Annotated in this window: 21 protein-coding genes and 1 riboswitch; of the genes, 16 read left to right on the top strand and 5 right to left on the bottom strand. The window is 33.7% G+C overall.

The features are described from left to right. Positions 1-63 precede the first annotated feature (63 nt). Entirely contained in the window at positions 64-879 is an 816-nt protein-coding gene (locus ACM39_RS09685; protein WP_048510843.1) for a M48 family metalloprotease, read from the top strand. 76 nt (positions 880-955) lie between these two features. Here the strand turns inward: ACM39_RS09685 and ACM39_RS09680 are convergent, their stop codons facing one another. Beyond that, positions 956-2,578: an ABC-F family ATP-binding cassette domain-containing protein gene (locus ACM39_RS09680; protein ID WP_048510842.1), complete on the bottom strand. Its 1,623-nt coding sequence runs from the start codon at positions 2,576-2,578 to the stop codon at positions 956-958. A 120-nt stretch (positions 2,579-2,698) separates the two neighbouring features. Between ACM39_RS09680 and smpB the strand changes: the two genes are divergently transcribed. From smpB to ACM39_RS09655, 5 genes are all read left to right on the top strand, one after another. After that, on the top strand, positions 2,699-3,157 hold the full coding sequence (gene smpB / locus ACM39_RS09675) for an SsrA-binding protein SmpB (RefSeq protein WP_048511002.1): 459 nt from the start codon (positions 2,699-2,701) through the stop codon (positions 3,155-3,157). 77 nt (positions 3,158-3,234) lie between these two features. Continuing rightward, a complete protein-coding gene (locus tag ACM39_RS09670; RefSeq protein ID WP_048510841.1) occupies positions 3,235-4,728 on the top strand; it encodes an OmpA family protein in 1,494 nt (497 codons plus the stop codon). A 93-nt stretch (positions 4,729-4,821) separates the two neighbouring features. Further along, positions 4,822-5,562, top strand: coding sequence for a YebC/PmpR family DNA-binding transcriptional regulator (locus ACM39_RS09665; RefSeq protein ID WP_048510840.1), 741 nt, complete (start codon positions 4,822-4,824; stop codon positions 5,560-5,562). 56 nt (positions 5,563-5,618) lie between these two features. Then, a complete protein-coding gene (locus tag ACM39_RS09660; protein WP_048510839.1) occupies positions 5,619-6,446 on the top strand; it encodes a UDP-2,3-diacylglucosamine diphosphatase in 828 nt (275 codons plus the stop codon). Beyond that, a complete protein-coding gene (locus tag ACM39_RS09655) occupies positions 6,443-7,414 on the top strand; it encodes a glycosyltransferase family protein (protein ID WP_048510838.1) in 972 nt (323 codons plus the stop codon). The genes ACM39_RS09660 and ACM39_RS09655 overlap by 4 nt, the downstream gene beginning before the upstream one ends. Positions 7,415-7,421: 7 nt before the next feature. Here the strand turns inward: ACM39_RS09655 and ACM39_RS09650 are convergent, their stop codons facing one another. The 3 genes from ACM39_RS09650 to ACM39_RS09640 all read right to left on the bottom strand — a co-directional run bounded on the left by ACM39_RS09650 (position 7,422) and on the right by ACM39_RS09640 (position 9,543). Then, complete coding sequence (locus tag ACM39_RS09650; protein WP_131701437.1) at positions 7,422-7,964, bottom strand: hypothetical protein; 543 nt, start codon at positions 7,962-7,964, stop codon at positions 7,422-7,424. Positions 7,965-8,419: 455 nt separating this feature from the next. Beyond that, complete coding sequence (locus tag ACM39_RS09645) at positions 8,420-8,707, bottom strand: GNAT family N-acetyltransferase (protein ID WP_048510836.1); 288 nt, start codon at positions 8,705-8,707, stop codon at positions 8,420-8,422. An 83-nt stretch (positions 8,708-8,790) separates the two neighbouring features. Beyond that, complete coding sequence (locus ACM39_RS09640; protein WP_048510835.1) at positions 8,791-9,543, bottom strand: RDD family protein; 753 nt, start codon at positions 9,541-9,543, stop codon at positions 8,791-8,793. Positions 9,544-9,570: 27 nt separating this feature from the next. Between ACM39_RS09640 and ACM39_RS09635 the strand changes: the two genes are divergently transcribed. The 8 genes from ACM39_RS09635 to ACM39_RS09600 all read left to right on the top strand — a co-directional run bounded on the left by ACM39_RS09635 (position 9,571) and on the right by ACM39_RS09600 (position 16,911). Beyond that, on the top strand, positions 9,571-10,554 hold the full coding sequence (locus tag ACM39_RS09635; RefSeq protein WP_048510834.1) for a stage II sporulation protein M: 984 nt from the start codon (positions 9,571-9,573) through the stop codon (positions 10,552-10,554). Then, a complete protein-coding gene (locus ACM39_RS09630; RefSeq protein ID WP_048510833.1) occupies positions 10,538-11,500 on the top strand; it encodes a DUF4013 domain-containing protein in 963 nt (320 codons plus the stop codon). The genes ACM39_RS09635 and ACM39_RS09630 overlap by 17 nt, the downstream gene beginning before the upstream one ends. Then, the gene (locus ACM39_RS09625) at positions 11,493-12,287 is read left to right on the top strand and encodes a DUF4129 domain-containing protein (protein ID WP_048510832.1); all 795 of its coding nucleotides are present in this window, start codon (positions 11,493-11,495) and stop codon (positions 12,285-12,287) included. The genes ACM39_RS09630 and ACM39_RS09625 overlap by 8 nt, the downstream gene beginning before the upstream one ends. 13 nt (positions 12,288-12,300) lie before the next feature. Beyond that, a complete protein-coding gene (locus ACM39_RS09620; RefSeq protein WP_048510831.1) occupies positions 12,301-13,455 on the top strand; it encodes a hypothetical protein in 1,155 nt (384 codons plus the stop codon). A gap of 84 nt (positions 13,456-13,539) precedes the next feature. Then, the gene (locus ACM39_RS09615; protein ID WP_048510830.1) at positions 13,540-14,571 is read left to right on the top strand and encodes an AAA family ATPase; all 1,032 of its coding nucleotides are present in this window, start codon (positions 13,540-13,542) and stop codon (positions 14,569-14,571) included. Positions 14,572-14,638: 67 nt separating this feature from the next. Further along, positions 14,639-15,961 (top strand): DUF58 domain-containing protein, encoded by a 1,323-nt coding sequence (locus ACM39_RS09610; RefSeq protein WP_048510829.1) that lies wholly within the window; start codon positions 14,639-14,641, stop codon positions 15,959-15,961. Positions 15,962-15,969: 8 nt separating this feature from the next. Then, the gene (locus ACM39_RS09605) at positions 15,970-16,473 is read left to right on the top strand and encodes a YegJ family protein (RefSeq protein WP_048510828.1); all 504 of its coding nucleotides are present in this window, start codon (positions 15,970-15,972) and stop codon (positions 16,471-16,473) included. A gap of 18 nt (positions 16,474-16,491) precedes the next feature. Then, positions 16,492-16,911, top strand: a complete 420-nt coding sequence (locus tag ACM39_RS09600) for an OsmC family protein (protein ID WP_048510827.1) — start codon at positions 16,492-16,494, stop codon at positions 16,909-16,911. A 127-nt stretch (positions 16,912-17,038) separates the two neighbouring features. Here ACM39_RS09600 and ACM39_RS09595 read toward each other — a convergent pair whose 3' ends face one another. Then, positions 17,039-19,654 (bottom strand): MGH1-like glycoside hydrolase domain-containing protein, encoded by a 2,616-nt coding sequence (locus tag ACM39_RS09595; protein ID WP_048510826.1) that lies wholly within the window; start codon positions 19,652-19,654, stop codon positions 17,039-17,041. 188 nt (positions 19,655-19,842) lie between these two features. Then, a riboswitch (SAM riboswitch) is annotated at positions 19,843-19,950 on the top strand. Between the two features lie 65 nt (positions 19,951-20,015). On the opposite strand from ACM39_RS09595, the gene ACM39_RS09590 reads away from it, so the two are divergent. Both ACM39_RS09590 and ACM39_RS09585 read left to right on the top strand, forming a co-directional pair. Then, positions 20,016-20,954, top strand: a complete 939-nt coding sequence (locus tag ACM39_RS09590; protein ID WP_048510825.1) for an alpha/beta fold hydrolase — start codon at positions 20,016-20,018, stop codon at positions 20,952-20,954. Position 20,955: 1 nt separating this feature from the next. Then, entirely contained in the window at positions 20,956-22,494 is a 1,539-nt protein-coding gene (locus ACM39_RS09585) for an ACT domain-containing protein (RefSeq protein ID WP_048510824.1), read from the top strand. Positions 22,495-22,596 lie beyond the last annotated feature (102 nt).

Below are 22,596 nucleotides of genomic sequence, written 5' to 3'. Positions count from 1 at the left end.
AAGTTTTGAGTTGCTATTTGTTAAAAAATATTTATCTTCGCGGTCCAAATTAAAAAAATAATTATGAAAAAAATTACTGTTTGCCTTATGCTTATTGGGGCAATGTATTCGCTACAAGCACAAAAAATCAACTTAGGAAAAGCAGTTGATGTAGTTTCTAAAGGTTCTAAAGCTCTTACTTTTACCAACGAAGATGCCGTTAAACTATCCAAAGAATCTGTAGATTATATGGATAAGAATAATGCTGTTGCAGGGCCAAAAGATCCTTATACAGTAAGATTAAACAAGCTTTTTTCAAAGCATAAATCGCAAGACGGATTAAACCTTAATTATAAAGTTTATAAGGTTTCGGATATCAATGCTTTTGCATGTGCAGACGGGAGTGTACGCGTTTTTTCATCTCTTATGGATATTATGACGGACGATGAATTGTTGGCTGTAATCGGTCATGAAATCGGTCATGTTAAAAATCAGGATACAAAAGATGCTATTAAATCAGCTTATTTAAAAGCTGCTGCATTGGATGCGGCCTCTTCGGCTTCAAGTACGGTTGCAACTTTAAATGAAAGCCAGGTTGGAAAAATGGCCAATGCGTTTTTGGATGCTTCTCACAGCAAAAAACAAGAATCAGAAGCAGATATGTATTCTTATGATTTCATGAAAGCTAATAAATATGATGTAGTAGGAGCATATACCGCATTTAAAAAATTAGCATTATTGTCTGAAAGCGGAACGGCTCAGTCTGGATTTCAAAAAATGTTTAACTCACATCCGGATAGTAATAAAAGGGCAGAAGTGGTAAAAAAACGTGCTGAAAAAGATGGTCTGTGGAAAGATCCGGGAACTGTTACCCTGCCAAAAACAAAATTGACAAAATAATTGTAAACGAATTAAAATAAAAATCCTCAAAGTAATTTGAGGATTTTTTATAATAAATTTTAATGTTGTCTTTAGATTAAGAATACATTTTCTCTCTTAATTCTTTTACTTTTTTATCAGCAAGATAATCGTCGTAAGTCATTTCTCTGTCGATAATTCCTGTTGGAGTCAATTCGATGATTCTGTTACAGACAGTTGATAGCATTTCGTGGTCATGAGATGCCAATAAAAGATTTCCTTTGAAGTTTGACAATGAGTTGTTCAATGTCGTGATACTTTCAAGGTCTAAATGATTGGTAGGCTCGTCTAATAAAAGAACATTTGCTTTCTGAAGCATCATTCTGCTGAACATGCATCGCATTTTTTCACCTCCCGAAAGAACTTTGCAAGATTTTAAGGCTTCATCACCCGAGAAAAGCATTCTTCCTAAGAATCCTCTCACAAATTCTTCATGACGCTCTTCATCATTTTTAGTGAATTGTCTCAGCCAGTCAACTAAACTTAAATCTTCCTGGAAGAAATTGGTATTATCTAAAGGCATGTGAGATTGGTTAGTGGTAACTCCCCACGCAACAGTTCCTTTATCAGCTTCTGTATTTCCGGCTAAAATTTCGAAAAATTCTGTAATTGCCAAAGAGTTTTTAGACAATACAGCAACTTTATCTCCTTTTTTAAGATTTAAATCAATGTTTGAGAATAATAATTCTCCGTCTTTAGTCTTTTCAAGACCTTTTACGTCTAAAATCTGATCTCCTGCTTCTCTTTCCATTTCGAAAATAATTGCAGGATATCTTCTTGAAGATGGTTTGATATCATCGATGTTTAATTTGTCGATCATTTTCTTTCTTGCAGTTGCCTGTTTAGCCTTTGCAACGTTGGAGCTAAATCTTGCGATGAAATCCTGAAGTTCTTTCTTCTTTTCTTCCGCTTTTTTGTTAGCCTGGGCTCTTTGTCTCGTTGCTAATTGCGAAGCCTGATACCAGAAAGAGTAATTACCTGTATAAAGGTTAAGTTTAGCATAATCTAAATCTCCGATGTGCGTACAAACCGTATCTAAGAAGTGACGGTCGTGAGAAACTACAATTACTGTATTTTCATAATCAGCAAGGAAATCTTCCAGCCACGAAATTGTATCAATATCAAGGTCATTCGTAGGCTCATCCAGAATCAATACATCAGGATTCCCAAAAAGTGCCTGAGCCAAAAGAACCTTTACTTTGTCTTTGTTCTCAAGCTCGCTCATCATTTGCCAGTGCATATCATCTTTAATTCCAACATTTGAAAGCATTGTTTGTGCATCAGACTCTGCAGTCCAACCGCCCATTTCATCATAAACCACACCTAATTCACCGGCTTTGATACCATCTTCGTCAGAGAAATCTTCTTTTGCATACAAAGCGTCCATCTCTTCTTTTATCTCGAATAATTTCTTGTTCCCTCTCAAAACAGCCTCAAGAACAGTATATTGATCATAAGCAAAGTGATCCTGCTCAAGAACTGACATCCTTTTTCCTGGCTCGAGAGACACATGTCCTGTCGTTGGATCCTGCTTTCCTGTTAATATTTTAAGGAATGTAGATTTTCCTGCACCATTTGCTCCGATAATCCCGTAGCAGTTTCCTTTTGTAAACATTATGTTTACCTCGTCAAAAAGAACTCTTTTCCCGAATTGTAAAGATAAATTAGATACTGTTAACATATAGTTTTGTAAATTTGGCGCAAAAATACGAAAAGAATTTGGGTAATTTATAATAATGTAATACTCAAGTTTTTAAATGGATGGTATTTTTTATATATTTCATTAACTAAATTTAGAATGATGAAGATTGAAAAAACAGTTAGTATATTAAATAAAAGAGCCCGGTTTGAATATGAAATTCTTGAAGACTATGAAGCAGGAATGGTTTTGACGGGTACGGAAATAAAATCTTTGCGTTCTTCGAAAGCCTCTATCACAGAATCCTTCTGTCAGTTTATTGATGGGGAATTATACATCATTAATATGATGATTGATGAATATAAATTGGGGACATTTTATAATCACAAAACAAAAAGGGAACGGAAATTGCTCTTGCACAAAAAAGAATTGCAGAAACTTGAAAAAAAGTTAAAGGATGCAGGAAATACTATCGTACCTTTAAAATTGTATATTAATGACAGGGGAAAAGCTAAAGTGTTGATAGCCCTGGGAAGAGGTAAAAAGCTTTTTGATAAAAGGGAGAGCATAAAAGATAGAGAAAATAAACGAAACCTGGACAGAATATTAAAGAAAAGTTAAAAATCATTGGAAAAACTTTGTTTATAAAGAAAAATTATATTTATTTTGCATTATCAATTATTTAATCATTTAATTCTATGAAAAATCTAAAATTAGGAATTTCAGCATTGGCACTTACTGTTGCTTCTACTGTATTCGCTCAGACTACCAACAATCCGTGGTTGATCGGAGTTGGTGCTCATGCGGAGAACCATACAGCAGTTAGAAACGGTTTCAGTAATACTTTTGCTGCAAAGAATTTAACGAAGACGATGTTCAATATGAACAACTTCTCTATTACACCACCACTATCTAAGTTAACAGTTGCAAGAAACGTTGCTAAAGGTTTCGTTGTGGATTGGCAGACTTCTGTAGGAAATGTTGAAAACAAAAGATTCAACATGGGTAAAGAGTTCATGTTAATGACAGGTCTTGGTTTACAAGTTAAAGCTGCCGGTCTTTTATGGAATGAAGAATCTTGGTTCGATCCATATTTAAGAGTTGGTGCTAACTATTTAAGACATGACTATACTGCTCTTACTTTCCCAAGAACTGACGTTAATGGTGAGTGGGTATCTAATGGCGAAAACGGTAACGAAAATGGTAAAGCTAATTTCTTTACAGTTTCTACAGGTGCTGGTGTAAACTTCTGGTTGACTAAAAACTTTGGTTTAGGTGTTCAAGGAGATTACGTATCAACTCCAGGTGATAAGTCTACAGTTGCTAACTTCTGGCAGGCTTCTGCATCATTAAACTTCAGATTTGGTAACAGAGACAGAGATAAGGATGGTATCTTAGATAAAGACGATCTATGTCCAGATACACCAGGTTTACCAGAATTCCAAGGATGTCCTGATACTGACGGTGATGGAGTTCCAGATAAAGACGATCAATGTCCAGATGTAGCTGGTCCGGTTGAAAACAACGGTTGTCCTTGGCCAGATACTGACGGTGATGGTGTTATCGACAAAGATGATGCTTGTCCTACAGTAGCAGGTCCTGCTGAAAACAACGGTTGTCCTTGGCCAGATACAGACGGTGACGGTATCCTTGATAAAGATGATGCTTGTCCTACAGTTCCAGGTCTTCCAGAATACAACGGATGTCCTAAGCCTAAAAAACAAACTGCTGTTGAAGTAGAAAACGAATTTAGAAATGTTTACTTCGATTTCAACAAATCTTCAATCAAAGCTGAATCAAAACCAGCATTAGATAGAGCTGCTGAAATCATTAAGAAAGATGGAGGTCACTATCTATTAGAAGGTAGAACAGATGCTAAAGGTGCTGAAGCTTACAACTTGAAATTATCTAGAGAAAGAGCTGCTTCTGTAGTTGCTGCTTTAGATGCTAGAGGTGTAGATGCTAACTCTCTTAAATCAGTAGGTGTTGGTGAATCTAAAGCTACAGTTTCTGAAAAAGCTTCTGATGCTGAAAGACAAGTTGACAGAAAAGTAGTTGTAACTGCTATCGAAGATGACGCTGAGTGGAATGCAATCGCTAAGAAAGATTACGCTGATGCTCCAGTTAAGAAAGCTGTTGCTAAGAAAAAAGTTGTAGTTAAGAAAAAAGCTCCAGCTAAAAAGAAAAAATAATTAATTTTTCTAAATAATAAATACCTCCAATTTTTTGGAGGTATTTTTTTTTTGTTGACTTTTAAGTAATTTTGTTGAAAATTTAAAATAAAAATGGGAAGAGCGTTTGAATATAGAAAAGCTTCTAAAATGGCCAGATGGGATAAAATGGCCAAAACTTTCTCTAAAATAGGTAAAGATATTGCGTTAGCGGTAAAAGCCGGAGGGCCGGATCCGGAATCGAATCCTGCATTGAGAAGATGTATCCAAAATGCAAAAGGCGCAAATATGCCAAAAGATAACGTAGAAAGAGCTATCAAAAAAGCAAGTGGGGCTGATGCAGAAAACTATGAGGAAATCACTTATGAAGGATACGGACAAGGTGGCGTGGCTTTTTTTGTGGAATGTACTACCAATAACACAACAAGAACTGTTGCCAATGTAAGAGCTATTTTTAATAAGTTTGATGGTAATCTTGGTAAAAACGGAGAATTGGCTTTTATCTTCGACAGAAAAGGAATTTTCACTATCGATTTAGCTCAAATCAAAATGGAATGGGATGATTTTGAAATGGAAATGATTGACGGAGGTGCAGAGGATGTAGAAAAAGATGAGGAAGAGGTAATGATTACAACTGCTTTTGAAGATTTTGGTTCTTTATCTCACAAATTGGACGAACTTAAAATTGAGGTGAAGAGTGCAGAACTTCAAAGAATTCCTAATAATACGAAAGAAGTGACAGACGAGCAATTCAAAGTAAATATGAAAATGCTTGAGCGTTTCGAGGAAGATGATGACGTACAAAACGTTTATCACAACATGGAAATCACAGAGGAGTTGATGGACTCTTTATAAAAAATAATATAACATTCATATATAGTTAACTTTCAATTAGTTTCTTTGCATCAAATATGAAAAGAAACGTTGAGTTAGTTGTAATTTCGGATGTTCATTTGGGAACTTATGGATGTAAGGCTAAAGAATTATTGAGATATCTCAATTCCATTCAGCCTAAAACGTTGGTGCTGAACGGTGATATTATAGATATCTGGCAATTCAAAAAGTCTTACTTCCCTAAACCTCATTTGAAAGTAATTAAAAAGATTCTTTCATTTGCTACCAAAAATACAGATGTTTACTACATTACCGGGAATCATGACGAGATGTTCCGGAAGTTTACTGATTTCGAATTAGGTAAATTAAAAGTATGCAATAAAATTTGCCTTAATATTAACGAAAAAAAAACCTGGATTTTTCACGGAGATGTTTTCGATGCTTCTGTTCAGCATTCTAAATGGATTGCGAAATTGGGCGGAAAAGGCTACGATTTATTAATTATAATAAATAATGTTGTAAATTGGTTTTTAGAAAAAATGGGTAAAGAAAAATATTCATTTTCAAAAAAAATTAAAAACAACGTAAAAAAAGCGGTAAAATATATTGGTGATTTTGAATTAACGGCTTCCGAATTGGCCATTGATAATCATTACGACTATGTAATTTGTGGGCATATTCATCAGCCCCAGATACGGGAGGTGGTTAATAAAAAAGGATCTTGTGTTTACCTGAATTCCGGTGACTGGATTGAAAACCTCTCTGCTTTAGAATACAATGATAAAGAATGGAAAATTTTTTATTATGATGAACACAAACATTCGCTGAAAGATGACGAAGCAGAAGATATTCAGGATATCAATAGTTTCGAGCTTTTGAAAATAGTAACCAACTTCACTCAATGAAAATTTTATATGCATTTCAAGGTACGGGAAACGGTCATATAGCCAGGGCCCAGGAGATTATTCCCATCCTTAAAAAACATGTTTCTGTTGACACGCTCATCAGTGGCCATCAATCGCAATTAAAGGCCACATTTGACTTAAATTATCAATACAAGGGTATTTCCTTGCTTTATGATAAAACAGGAGGTTTATCCTATTGGAAAACGTTTACTGAGAACAAGTTTTTAGAAGCTGTTAAAATCATTAAAAATTTAGATTTGTCTGAGTATGATTTGATTATCAATGATTATGAACCTTTGACAGGCTGGGCTTGCAAAACGAAAAAGCTCCCGATGATTGAGCTGAGCCATCAGGCTTCCATGAGCTTTAAAGAAACACCTAAACCTGAAAAGAAAGATTTTTTTGGCGAAATGATTCTTAAATACTACGTTCCCAGCGAAAGAAAAATAGGATTTCATTTCGAAAATTATCATCCGCAAATCAAGAAACCGGTTATCAGAAGGAAAATAAGAAATTTAGATCCTGACAAAAAAGGATTTTATTTGGTTTATCTTCCTAGTTTTTCTGATGAAAATATCATTAAAGTTTTAAAGCAGATTTCCGTTGAATGGAAAGTATTTTCGAAATACAGCAAACTTCAGCATAAAGATGGAAATGTAGAAGTGTTTCCGATTGATGAAATTCAATATTTAAAATATTTTGAAAATTGTGACGGGATTTTATGCAATGCAGGTTTTGAAACTCCGGCTGAAGCCCTTTTCATGGACAAAAAATTATTTGTCATTCCTATTCATAATCAATACGAACAGGAATGCAATGCCTGTGCTTTAGATAAAATGGGAATACCAAATTCTAAAGTCTTAGAGGTAAAAGAGATTCAGGATTGGGTGGCTTCCGATCAGCACCTTCAGGTAAACTATCCCGATGATATTGAAGATATTTTGTTAAACGAAGTTTTAGTTAAGTAGATCATATTTATTGTAAAAGAACCAGGCCAATAGCAATTTTAGGATTTGATTTGAATTCTTCCCAGATATGCTTACTGTTATAGAAATAGGTATTACCAAAAACCTTGTCATGATAAAATACAATAACAGGATTGGTTACTCTATCTGAATATTTACCAATGTTTTCAATAATTCTCATGCTTAATAGGACACCTTCTTTGGGTAAAGCTATTTTTTCATCCAGACTAATTGCGTTATTTCCGCTTTGTAGAGAAGCCACAGGGATAAATTGGGAATCTCCATTGATTTTTTTACTCGTTATATCATTTTTGTTATCAGTTAATTCGTAAAAGTCTAATTTTAAATAATAGTTGCTGTTTCGGATTTCTTTTATGGGTAAAATAATCTGCTTTATAAGTGCATTTCTTCCGGTATTATTTACCAGCTTAAATCCTAGATCAAATCCGGTGGATAATATTGTTGTATTAGTTTTTTTTACATTTGGTTTTATAGTTAATTGTTCTGTTGGTTTCAAATCTATTCCCGGAATAGAAATGTATTTTGGTGACATATAAATTATTTGATAGGGTGTATCGGATAATTTATAAATGATTTTATCCTTATAACCAAATTTTTTAATATTCAGCTTATGTTGAATGTCTTTACATTCAAAATTGCCTAATGAATCCGAGTAATATGTTTTATCATTAATTAATATTTCGCAAAATGCAATAGGTTTTTTGTCTATACTGTCTTTTATAGCAATTGTTTGTGAAAAATAATTTCCAGATAAAAAAAAGCAAAAGAGTGCACACAGACACTCTTTAAAATAATTTCTAATTTTTAATCTCATTTGAAATATTATGAAGGCTTCAAATTTGCTTATTATTAAATGTTAATATGGAGTATTTTGGCTGGAATTACAATAAGATTATTAGTAATTTAAATCAGCCAGCATTTTTGGTAATTTATAAAAATATCCTAACAGATTTATATCAACTAAGGATGAAACCCATTAAGTAATAATTACTTTAGAAAAACATCCTCCACATCATTCATTCTGGTCATTACAGCTCTTGCATATGAGCAGTGTGGATAAACTTTCCAATTATTTTCTCTTGCGAATTTAATAGCTTCTTCTACCAGGAATTTTCCCATTCCACGACCTTCAAATTCGGGATGTACAAGCACAAAAGAGATAATAAATTTATTATCATCAGGAAAAATTGTGTAAGTAAGTCTTCCGATTTCTTTTATTTCGTTATTGAGTGTGATCACACCTCCGTTTCCGGATTTATTATTGTTAAATTTCATAACCAAAGTTTTTTACAGTAATAAAAATACAAAAACTGCACCGTCTCTGTTTTGATCTGAATCAAGAAAGCTTTTATTGAAAATTAATTATCTTTTCCGGTATAATAATTATAATCTTTGATAACGACACCGATAAACTGTCTTTCCGTCATTTTTGTAGGATCAATTTCCAGTTTTAAAATACTTTTAATTTTATCGGAAAGTTTGCTTATAATTTGTCTGTCGTCAATTCTTAATGCCTTGATATAATTATCTTTAATAATTCTCATGTCATTGTCACTCAGTGCAATAACCTGCGGAAAGGTAGGGACATAATTTTCCTGAATATTTTCTAAAATGGTGTGAGAAATATTGATGCTATTTTTTAGAGAAATGACAGCTGTTCCGGAAGCCATATCACCTAGACGCTGGTTATTTTTAGAAATAATCATTGAAATCAGGCCCACAACTCCGCTGAGCATAAGAATATCGATAAGTCTGAAAATCCAGCGAATCATATAATCTCCAAAACTTGCCTGATAGCCGTCAATTTTTACCACTCGTATCCTGACTGCCTTTTTGCCGGGGGTTTGCCCTTCCATAAGGCTTTCCAAAACTAAAGAATAAATATGAACCGGAAAAGTGATAGCAATGTAAATAGCCATTTGTGACCAAGTATCTAAACCTCGAAGGAAATAATCAAGATTGAAAAAATTAAAAAACAGGTAAAGGGTAATTATTACGTAAGCAACTTTTATCAGCATGTCAATTATAAATGCAAGCATCCTTTCGCCAACACTGGCAATGTTGAAATTAATATTTACATTTTGTGAAGTATTGATCGCAATTTGAGACATATTTTTTATTATTTTAGCCTTACAATTATGAGAGAGGTTTATTTCATTAAACAAAATAAAGAAAAATGGTTGGGAATAGAGCAGGTTGTTCAGGGGAAAGTTAAAAAAAATCCTGATGACCTGTCTTCGCTGTATATTAACCTTACGAATGATCTTGCTTTTGCGCAAACTTACTATCCGAAAAGCAATACTACAGTCTATCTGAATCATTTATCTTCTCAGATTTTTCAAAAAATTTATAAAACGAAAAGAGTAGAACGAAACAGAATTTTTCATTTTTTTGCTACCGAAGTTCCTATGTTGGTTTTTCAGTATAGGAGATATTTGCTGTATGCTTTTTTATTCTTTACACTTTTTACTTTGATAGGCGTGCTTTCCGGAATTTATGACAAGGATTTTGCCAATATTATTCTTGGAGAAGGCTATGTAAACGAAACAATCGACAATATTAAAAAAGGGAATGCAGTCGGCGTATATCAAAGCGGTTCCACCTGGGGAAGTACGATTGGAATTATCTTCAATAATATCGGGGTAGGTGCGAAACTTTATATTTACGGAGTTTTTGGAGGTGTGGGAACATTGTATGCTTTGCTTTCAAATAGCGTAATGTTGGGTTCATTCCAATATTTCTTTTATGATTATGGTGCATTGAAAGACAGTGCAAGAGGGATCTGGCTTCACGGTGTTTTCGAGATTTTTGCCATGGTGGTAGAAGCTATGTGTGGATTGATTTTAGGGACATCTATATTATTTCCGAAAACTTTTTCAAGGTTTGAATCCTTTAAACATGGTTTCAGAGATTCATTCAAAATATTTTTAAGTACCATTCCTTTTACAATCTGTGCAGGAATTATTGAAGGATATATCACCAGGCATGCTTTAAAAATGCCTTTAATGCTAAACCTGATTATTATTTTCGGATGTTTGGTGGTGATAGGATTTTATTATGTCGTTTATCCTTATATTGTAAATAAAAACATAAATAACCAAATCAATGATGCAGTTTTATAAGAAAAGAGATTTTGGAACTTTTATAAGTGACACTTTCGCTTTTTTCAAATTATACGGTAAAAATTATTTCAAAAACTATATTTTGATAAACGGATTACTATTAATTTTAATGGTAACGATTTTTATTTTTGGATATAAAGAACTTTTCACACAGATTCTGGGCTCAAATCTGAGCGGTCAAAGTACTTACTTTGAAACTTATTTTGAGGATAATTTAGGAATGCTAATCGCTGTAGGAAGTCTCACGTTTTTATTATTCCTGATTTTGATGATTGTTAATTATCTCTATCCTGTTTTTTATATGAAAAGAGTGGCAAGAGGAGAAACTAAAATCAGGACTGATGATATTTTAAATGATTTTAAAAACAACGCAGGAAGAATAGGAGTTCTGTGTCTCGGAATGATCTTTATTGTAACACCCTTGTCAATCATAGTTTTAGGAATTTCTTATGCGCTGATTTTAGTTTTTATAGGGATATTGTTGATATTAATTGTTTATCCGACGGTTTTCAATGTTACAACCTTTTTGATGTTTGACTTTTTCAACACTGAAAGAGGTTTTTTTGAAAGCTTAAGCTATTCTATGAGAGCGCAGTTTTCTTATCCGAACGGAAGAGAAAAATCTCCTTACTGGAAATATTGGGGAGCTACGTTGATAATTTTCGTACTTATATATGTTATTACGACGATTTTTACGTTTATTCCGATGATATTTTTTTACAGTTCACTTCTTACAGCACCTTCTTCAGCGAGCTATGAAGCAAATCCGTTCACAGGAACTGTCGGGATTATCTTTTTTGTGATATACGGAATTTCCATGCTGTTGTCGTTTTTTCTTTTTAATATCTTGTATGTGAATATCGGTTTGCTATATTATGACAGCAGAACAGACCTTCACCAAAAAGTAGAATTGGCAGAAATAGATACCATTGGCATCAATGAATAAAACTCTTATTTTTTTACTGATTTTTTCCTCCATCGGATTTGCATACGCACAAGGCAATTACAATGAGCCTGTTGTAGAAAATTATGTAGATTCGATTCATACGGGACATTATAGAAATATGCTCCGCGCAGATTCTGTTTTGATTAAAAATCCTGTTACTGATAATACAGTGTACCCGAAAAAATTCAGAGAAAACTTTAATTTAAAATATAAAGACAAGGAGTTCGATTATTCTGTTTCTAAACCAAGAGAGTCTTTCTGGCAAAAAATTCAGAGAAAAATAGCAAGGATCTTACAAAATATTTTCGGAGAAACAAGCTTTAAAACTTCTGGAGATATAGCATGGGTTGTCTTACGTCTTTTTGCGATCCTTTTGGTTGGTTTTTTATTGTATTTTATTATTAAAACTTTATTGGGGAAAAACGGAAGTTTTATTTTTGGTAAAAGAAATAAAAAAGTTGATATTAATGACGAAGATCTACATGAGAACATTCATGAAATTAACTTCCCGGAAAGTATTGCCAAATTTGAAAATCAAAAAGACTATCGTTCGGCAATTCGGTATCAGTTTTTGTTTATCCTTAAAAAATTAAGTGATAAAAAAATCATCAACTGGAACCCGGAAAAAACCAATAAAGATTATGTGGCAGAATTAAAGGCACCGCATCTGAAAAATGAATTTTATAATCTTTCCTATATCTTCGATTATGTTTGGTACGGAGAATTCAGTATCGATGAGGATAATTATCTGAAATTTAAAAACCAATACCAGTCATTTAAACCGTAATTAAGCTTTTATCATGAACAAAACTTTCAAAATATATGCTGTAATTTTCATCATTATCCTGGTGATATTGGCATTGCTTGAGGTTAATAAAAAGGATGTTACGGACTGGCGCAAAAATTTTGATGTTAATCAAAAAACACCTTTCGGATTGTTTGTTTTTAATCAGGAAGTAAATAGCCTTCTCAAAAATAATCTTAAAAAAACAGATCAATCTCCTTTCGAATACTACAATCAACATAAAAAGCAAAAACATAATATTTTAGTTATAGAAAGCGAAATTGATACTGAATCCTGGTACAGAATTTTAGATGAGGTTTCCAAAGGCTCTGATGCTATGCTGATTGCTTCAAAAATCCCAAAAGAAATTTCGGACAGCATCGGGTATTATGATTCTATGATTTCTTTTGATGAGCAAAATGTATTGAAACTTACAGATAAAAAATATCAAAACGATTTTATTAAACTGGATAAATTTCCGTCAGGAAACGGCTTTACCTATGTGAAACCTAACGTTGAAGTCCTTGGGAAAACGGTAGAGAAAAACAATTCTGATCAGGCAAATTTTATTAAAGCTAAATTTGGAAAAGGAAATATCTATGTACACAGCGAGCCTCTTTTTCTCACCAACTATTATTTGCTGAAAAAAGGAAGTATAAAATATGCTCAGGATGTTTTTTCCTATCTTGATGACAAAGAAACGCTTTGGTTTGTAGAAAATAATACAAAAGCTTCAAGTTTTTTTATGAGGTTTATTCTTTCAAAACCTGCGCTGAAATACGCCTGGTGGGTGTTTTTGGGAGGCTTGATTTTATTCATTTTCTTTAATGCAAAACGAAAACAGCGTATTGTTCCTGTAATCGAACCTTTGAAAAATACTTCTGTAGATTTTGTGAAAAGCATAGGGAATCTGTATTTGCAGGAAGGTGATTTTCATGATATGATGGCAAAAAAAGCCCAATATTTTCTGAATAAAATAAGGATGGAGCTTTTAATTGATACTCAAAATTTAGATGAAGAGTTTGCGAAAAAGCTTCAGCTGAAAACCGGAAAATCAGTTGAAACGATAAACGAAGCAATTGATTTGATTAAAAAAGGACAAGATCCTTATGCAAGTGTAATGAAAGAAGATTTAGCCAGAATGAATAAATTGCTGGACGAAATAATTTAAATATAGGAATTTAAAAGTATGATAATGTACCAATGCTTTTATTAATGAGTAACTGTTACATTGTTGTATTGAAAAATATATAATATGGAAAACTTTGATAATCAAAATGCAGAAAATCAAAATTCTGTAAACCCTGATAATAACGGAACCGAATTTCAGTCAAGAATTGATATGATTAAGCTTCGTGCGAGTTTAGATAAAGTAAAAACGGAGATTGCGAAGGTAATTGTTGGTCAGGAAAGTATGGTTGAGCATCTTTTGGCCGCATTGTTATCAAACGGACATGTTTTGATAGAAGGTGTTCCGGGAGTTGCCAAAACTATTACGGCAAAATTGTTGGCCAAAACGATTGATGTGGGATTCAGCCGGATTCAGTTTACACCGGATTTAATGCCTTCTGATATTTTAGGAACATCTGTCTTTAATGTGAAAAATTCTGAATTTGAATTTAAAAAAGGTCCCATTTTCTCCAATTTTATCCTAATTGATGAGATTAACAGGTCACCGGCAAAAACTCAGGCAGCATTATTCGAAGTAATGGAGGAAAGGCAAATTACAATGGATGGAATTCGCTATATTATGGAAGAACCATTCTTAGTAGTTGCCACTCAAAACCCTATCGAGCATGAAGGTACCTACCGGCTTCCTGAAGCTCAGCTGGATCGTTTTCTATTTAAAATAAATGTAGGATATCCGAATCTTGAACAGGAAGTTGCCATCATCAGGAATCAGCACGAAAGCAAAAAAGAAGATAAAACTGAAGTTGTGAACCGAGTGATTTCGGCTCAGCAATTGAAAAGTTATCAGCATTTGGTAAAGGAAATCATTGTTGAATCTCAGTTGATGGAATACATCGCAAAAATTATTATCAATACAAGAGAAAATCAATTTTTATATCTTGGAGCTTCTCCAAGAGCGAGTCTGGCATTATTGACAGCGTCTAAAGCTTTCGCAGCATTGAGAGGAAGGGATTTTGTAACACCTGAAGACATCAAAGAAGCAAGTTACGCAGTATTAAGGCACAGAATAATTGTGTCGCCGGAAAGAGAAATGGAGGGCTTAACTGCAGATGAAATTATCAGACAAATATTAGAGGGAATAGAGATTCCCAGATAGGAAATCGGTTGTTTGTGGAGAGTTGCCATCTGTCAGCTTTTAGCTTACTGCCTATAGCCAATAGCCAATGAAAAACTTATACATCAATACGCGTTTTTTCTTCGCACTCATAGGAGTGGGAATACTGTATGTTTTGGCATTTTTTTTTCCATTTTTTATGTGGATTGCTCATATCGTGTTGCTATTGTGTTTTCTTGCGGGATTTGTAGATTATCTTTTGCTGTTCAATCAAAAAGATGGAATTCTAGCGCAAAGAATTTTACCTGAAAAACTATCCAATGGTGATGAAAACCCGGTAAAAATAGATGCTAAAAACAATTACGGTTTTAAGATTAAGACTAAAATTATTGATGAAATTCCTTTTCAGTTTCAAAAGAGGGATTTTATGATTCAAAAGCAGATTGAGTCTGGGAAAAACAGCTTTTTTCAATATATTTTAGAGCCAAAAGAAAGAGGTGAATATAGTTTTGGAAGCTTAAATGTTTACGCAGAATCACCAATTGGTTTTGTATCAAAAAGATTTCAGTTTCAGAAAGATGCCAATCTGCCCTCTTATCCGTCATTTATTCATTTAAGAAAATATGAATTGATGGCTATTCAGAGCGAGTTTTTGCTGGGCGGAATTAAGAAAATCAGAAAGCTCGGCCATACCATGGAATTTGAGCAAATCAAAGAATACGTTCCGGGGGATGATATCAGAACAATTAACTGGAAAGCGACTTCCAAGACAAACCGCCTGATGGTAAATCAGTTTCAGGATGAAAAATCGCAACGTATTTTTATGCTGATTGATACAGGACGAACCATGAAAATGCCTTTCAGCGGATTGAGTCTCTTAGATTATTCCATTAATGCGGCTATGGCGCTTTCCCACATTATCTTGAAGAAAGGTGACAGGGCAGGGATGATGACTTTTTCTAAAAAAACGGAAAATAAAATTGCTGCTGAAAATAAATCAGGACAGTTAAAAAAGATTTCGGAAGCGCTTTATAATATCAATACCAACTTCTTTGAAAGTGATTTCAACAGGTTATACCAGGATGTGAAGTATTCGATTAATCAAAGAAGTTTGATTTTACTTTTTACCAATTTTGAAACTCTTGACGGACTAAACCGTCAATTAAAATATCTCCGTGGAATTTCCAAAAACCATTTATTGGTAGTGGTTTTCTTTAAAAATGCCGAACTTCAGACCTTAATTCATAAAAATCCTGAAAGTATACAGGAAATTTATGATGAAATTATTGCTGAGAAATTTGAATTTGAAAAGAAATTAATCATTCAGGAGCTCCGTAAATATGGAATTTATACGGTTTATACGCTTCCTGAAAATTTGAATATCGACGTTATCAATAAATATTTAGAGATAAAAGCAAGGGGAATTTTATAATTTTGCAGATGAAAAAATTAATAACTATTTGCCTTTTGGCATTCATGATGAATTGCCAGGAGAAAAAAGAACATGAAATATTTAAACGAAAAGGAGAACCTAATGTAGTATATTTTGAAAATTCTGATGAGGAAATGAATATCGCGGTAAAAAATGCAAAAGAAACTTTATTTGAATTTGAAAAAGCTATACAAAGCAATAATCCTGATTATTCCAATTTTACACTAAAGCAAGAATTTGATACATCTGATGGAGGGGGAGAGCATATATGGATAGGTAATATTCATCTTAAAGACGGAAAATATTATGGTATAGTTCAAAATGAACCGGTTGATCCAAAAGTAGGGGTAAAACTAGGTGATTCTGTTGAAGTTCCAGCTGGAAAAATCAGTGATTGGATGTACAATGATAAGAATACTGTAAAAGGAGCTTATACGATAAAGGTTATGAGAAAGTATATGACTCCTGAAGAGAAGAAGGAAATGGATGCGGAAGGAATAATTTATGAATAAAGAAAAATAGTAATTAGAATGAAAATAACACTTAATAGAATCAATGACGACTTTTTATTTGAATGTACCAATTCTCAGGGGAATTCAATTCTTTTAGATAATACAACGCAACCGGGAGCGAAAGGAGTTTCTCCTATGGAAAGTGTTTTGATGGCTGTGGCCGGCTGCAGCGGGATAGATGTGGTTTCTATTTTAAAAAAGCAAAGACAGGAAATTACAGGTTTCAAGGCTGAGGTAGAAGGTGAGAGAGTAGTGGTGGAAGATGCCAAACCATTTAAATCTATCAATGTGAAATTTCTTTTAGAAGGGAATATTGATCCTAAAAAAGCGGAGAAAGCTGCTCAATTATCATTTGACAAATATTGTTCAGTTTCTAAAACTTTAGAACCAAATGTAGAAATAGGGTATGAAGTTTATGTAAACGGAGAAAAAATATAATTTTTTAAATCTTTAATAATAAAAAATGCGGACAATTTTTGTCCGCATTTTTATATAATTTATACTGAATAATTTAAAAATAAATAAAATTTTATTAAAAAAGGCACCTTAAAAAGAGGCTTTTACATTATATTGTTAGTCTTGGTTTCATTAATTTTGCAACTGTTGCAGTCCAGCCCGTCTGATGTGATGCACCAACTCCACGACCATTATCACCATGGAAATATTCGTAAAAAGTAATGTAGTCTTTAAAATTTTTATCATAGTTGAACTTGGCATTCCCACCGTTGAAAGCTCGCTCTCCGTTTTCATCTTTTAAGAAAATAGAGCACAATCTGCTGCTGATATTTTGGGCTACTTCGTCAAGATTTCTTTTATCGCCACTTCCGGTAGGTAATTCTACTTTTAAACTATTTCCATAATAAAAATGGAATCTCTGTAAACTTTCAACAATCAGAAAGTTAATAGGAAACCAAATGGGGCCTCTCCAGTTACTATTTCCTCCAAACATTCGGCTGTCACTTTCCGCAGGGGTATAATATACTACATTTTCAGTACCGTGAACAGAAAATACAAACGGATTTTCCTCATACACTTTCGACATTGCGCGGATTCCGTAACTACTTAAAAACTCTTTTTCATCAAGCATTCTCGTCAAAACTTTTGTAAGCCTGTTCTTACGAAGAATACTCATCAGATGTTTTCTTCCATGACCTTCTTCGTCCCAATGAGAAACAAGCTTGGTAAGTTCGGGTTTATTTTTTAAAATCCATTCCATTCTTGTCGTGAAATTTGGCATATTTTCTAATAAATGATGGTCAATAATTTCTACGGCAAACATAGGAATCAATCCTACAATACTTCTCAATTTCAAAGAAACACTGTCACCGTTTCCAAGCTGTAAAACATCATAAAAAAATCCATCCTCTTCGTTCCAAAGTCCTTTTGTGCCCTCACCCAGATTTTCCATCGCTTCAGCAATGTAAAGATAATGTTCGAAAAATTTAATCGCCATATCTTCGTAAACCTGATAATATTGAGCCAGTTCCATCGCAATTCGCATCATATTCAATGCATACATTGCCATCCAGCTTGTTCCATCGGCTTGTTCAAGATGTTGACCGTCTTTTAATTCCATATTTCGGTCAAAAGCCCCAATGTTATCGAGTCCAAGGAAACCTCCTCCGAAAATATTTTTTCCGTTTTTATCTTTTCTGTTCACCCACCAAGTGAAATTTAAAAGTAATTTTTGGAAAACTTTTTCTAAAAACAAAAGGTCGGGTTTCCCATTTTGTTTTTCATCAATCTTAAAAACTCTAAAGCATGACCATGCATGCACAGGCGGATTCACATCACTTAAATTCCACTCGTAAGCAGGAAGCTGCCCGTTCGGGTGCATATACCATTCCTTTGTCAACAAAAGAAGCTGCCCTTTCGCAAATTCAGCATCAATAATAGCAAAAGGTACACAATGGAAAGCCAAATCCCACGTCGCATACCAAGGATATTCCCATTTATCAGGCATGGAGATGATGTCTTTATTGTGCATATGGTTCCACTCTGTATTTCTTACATAATTGTTGAAATCTCTTGGAGCTTCAAAATTGGGGTCACCTTTGAGCCATTTTCCGACATTATAATGATAAAATTGCTTATTCCAAAGAAGTCCTGCAAAAGCTTGTCTCTGGACATTTTTTTCATCATCATTTGCCACGTCATTCTGAATTTCATCATAAAATTCATTTGCTTCGGCAATTCTGGTTTTCAATATTTCGTCAAAATTCTCAAAAGGCTCATCTGAGTCATTTGGAGACAGTCTGAAATCAAAAACTTTTGATTGTCCGGCTTCAATAGTTTCATCAACTAAAAACGAAGCTTTCGTCCCTCTTTTTTCAGGATTTACAGTGTTGCTTCCATAAACGATATAATCGTTTATTCCATCTTTAAAGTAAGAGTTTCCAGGATAAGGGGCTCCGTATAATTTGGGATTATTGGTTTCATTTTCACAAAAAACACTTTCTACATTAATATTTCTGGAATAAAACTTTTTTATGGGAATACTGTCGTGATTGATATCAATACAGCCCTCATATGAAGCATTAGTCTGACCTTTATAAGTATTATAACCCCATTTCCAGTTGTTTCTGAACCAGACAGTCGGAGCAACTACAATCGGGGCGTCAATCTCACTTCTGTTACAGACTGTAACACGAACTAAAATATCATTATGTTCAGCCTTGGCATATTCAATAAAAATATCGAAATATTCATCTTTGTCAAAAATTCCGGTATCGAAGAGCTCATATTCAGGTTGTTTTTTGCTTCGTCTTCCGTTTTCATTAAGAATATCATCGTAAGGAAATTCATTGATGGGATATTTATACACCATTTTCATATAGCTATGAGTTGGGGTATTATCAAGATAGTAAAAAATTTCTTTGATGTCTTCCCCGTGATTTCCCTGAGGATTGCTCAGTCCAAAAAAGCGCTCCTTTACCATTTTATCTTTCCTGTTCCAAAAAGAGAGGGCAAAACAGAAAATTTGCTTTACATCAGAAATTCCTGCAATTCCTTCTTCACCCCAACGATAGGTGTAGCTTTCTGCGGAATTGTGGTTGGCGAAATTCCATGCATCACCGTTTGAACTGTAATCTTCCCGTACATTTCCCCATTGCCTGTTGCTGACATAAGGTCCCCAATTTTTCCAGTTATTATCTTGTAATCTTTGTTTTTCGGCACTCATATTTCACCATTTTTCATTACGAAGGTAGTTTTTTTGGAAAAAAAATCCAACTTACCTAATCTGAATAATATTTAATATTACCGTGAAAACCTTTTATCTATCGGGGTTTATTACATTAAATTAAATTTTTATAAATATTTAAAAGAAAAGTTTTATCTTTGCACCATTCGATCATTCACATATTGAAAATGTTATCAAGAAAGGTTGAGGGATTAGACCCTGTGAAACCTTAGCAACCCTTCGCGAAAGCGAAGAAGGTGCTACGTTCTACCAAGATTTTTTTGGACAGATAACTTACTGAAGTTCTTTCAGCCATTTCTCATGGCATTTTCAATTGTATTATCAAAAAAGTATAATAGAATTGAAAACAGAACTAAACTATATTAATTTTTCGTATCAAACCAATTCCAATAAGGAATATAATATCTCGTTGAGCTATCAGCTTTTCGGGAAAAGCTTGTTTTCAGCACCGATCATTTTAGTAAATCATGCTTTAACCGGAAATTCAAATGTTTCAGGGGAAAAAGGATGGTGGAAAAAATTAATTGGTGAGAATCAGGTTATTGATACGAATAAATATACGGTTCTGTGTTTCAATATTCCCGGAAACGGCTATGATGATTTTTTAATTGATGAATATGAAGATTTTACGCCTTCAGATATCGCAAATATTTTTTTAAAAGGTCTTGGGATTTTACAAATCAAAAATTTATATGCCATTATTGGGGGATCTTTGGGAGGTGGAATAGGTTGGGAAATGCTAGCGAAAAATCCACAGCTTGCCGAATTTTTTATTCCTATTGCCTGCGATTTTAAAACTCATGATTGGCTTCATGCACAATGTCTGGTTCAGAAATTTTTATTGGATGGGAATGATAAACCCTTACAAAGAGCCAGAATTCATGCGATGTTATGTTACAGAACGCCGGAATCGTTAAATGATAGATTTCAAAACAAATATAATCAGGAAAAGCAACGGTTAGATTCGGAAGATTGGTTGGTTTATCACGGAGATGCTTTAAACGAGAGATTTAGTTTAAGGGCTTACAGGCTGATGAATCATTTGCTGATGAATATTAATGCCAATGAAACTCAATTGAAAAAGATTGAGGCGCGAATGCACCTTATTGCAGTAGATACAGACTTATTTTTCCCGGCTTTGGAAATTCGAATGTGCTTCGAAAAGCTAAGGGAAAATAAAAAAAATGTTTTCTATCATGAGATAAAATCAATTCATGGGCACGATGCCTTTTTAATGGAATACGAACAATTAAATAATATCATTAAAAATATTTTGTAGAATGAAAAATGCTAACGAAATAAAATTTTTAAAAAACAGATCAATCATTAAATTTGAAGGAGAAGATTTCTTAGGGGAAATCGGGATTGACGGGCGAATTTTTAAAGCGCTTACTTTGGCGCGAATCAGCGTTGGAGTAATTTCCCAACAGGCAATTGAAAACGGATTATCAATTTTGGTCCATGAAAATGATTCAGAAAAAGCGGTAAATTGTCTGATTGACGAATTTGAGGCGGAAAGAAAATCAGGAAAGGTTTCTCAGATTTACAGTATAAATAATGTCTCTGTATTAGGCTTTGTTGCAGAAGATTTTAACAAAATATTGGCAGAATTAGCCAGAAATAACGTTTTTCCACTGCTTTTAAACCAAATAGCAAGCGAAAAACGAGTAAATATTGTCGTGACCTCATCACAAGATGAAAAAGCAAAAAATATCATCGAATCTGAAATTTCTAAAAAACCAAAAACGGTTCATCTGGCAATTATCGGTCATGGAAATGTTGGGAAAACTTTGATAGAGCAGGTTTTGGAATCTTCAGAGGAAATCAGAAGACGTAAAAAAATTGACCTTAAAGTTGTAGCGGTGGCAAATTCAAGAAAAATTGCTTTCAACAAAAGAGGTTTTGATAATAATTGGAACGATGAGATTCTAACGGCAGAAAGCCCATCAAATGTTCAGGAATTAATCAGATTTTCAAAAGAAAACCAACTTGAAAATCTTATCGTTGTTGATAATACAGCGAGTAAAGATTTTGTTCATAATTATCATGCTTTGGCAGAAAACGGATTTGATTTGGTTTCTTCCAATAAAATTTTCAATACACTTCCTATTGAAGAATACCGTAAACTAAGATATACGTTGAACAAAAATAATAGACGGTATTTATACGAAACTAATGTTGGCGCAGGTTTACCATTAATTGATACCATCAAATTATTACATCTTTCGGGAGAAAATATTACAAGAATTAAAGGAGTGTTTTCCGGAACATTGAGTTATGTTTTCAATAATTTTTCTTTGAGAAGCGATAATTTTTCAACAATCATTAATGAAGCATTGGAAAAAGGATATACGGAACCGGATCCACGAGAAGATTTATCAGGAAATGACGTTGCGAGAAAACTGTTGATTTTGGCAAGAGAATTAGACTTAATCAATGAATTTAATGATATCAATATTCAAAATCTGGTTCCTGAAAGTTTACTTTCTGTTTCTAAATCAGAATTCCTTTTAAGACTGGAAGAATTGGATGAAGAATATCAGAAAATCAAAGATAATCAAGAACCCGGCCATGTTTTAAGATATGTGGGAGATTTACACGGAGATTTACAGGAAGAAAAAGGAGAGCTTGATGTAAAACTGATTTCCGTTCCTGCAACTTCCGCTTTAGGGCAATTGAAAGGCTCAGATTCAATCTTTGAAATCTATACCGAAAGTTATGGAGAGCATCCCATCGTTATTATGGGCGCCGGAGCCGGAGCGAAAGTGACTGCGAGAGGAGTTTTCGGGGATATTTTAAGAGTAAGTGAAACGAAATAATAATATTAATATAACAATTAATAATGTGACAGTTTACCAATATTCATTACCATTGTCATGCTGAGCCTGTTGAAGCATCTCATTGTTACATTGCTAAACTAT

This window comes from Chryseobacterium sp. FH2 (assembly GCF_001045455.1).
Taxonomy (GTDB): Bacteria; Bacteroidota; Bacteroidia; order Flavobacteriales; family Weeksellaceae; genus Chryseobacterium.
The sequence above is the reverse complement of the archived record's forward strand: the minus strand, read 5'-3'. Positions and strand labels throughout refer to the sequence as shown.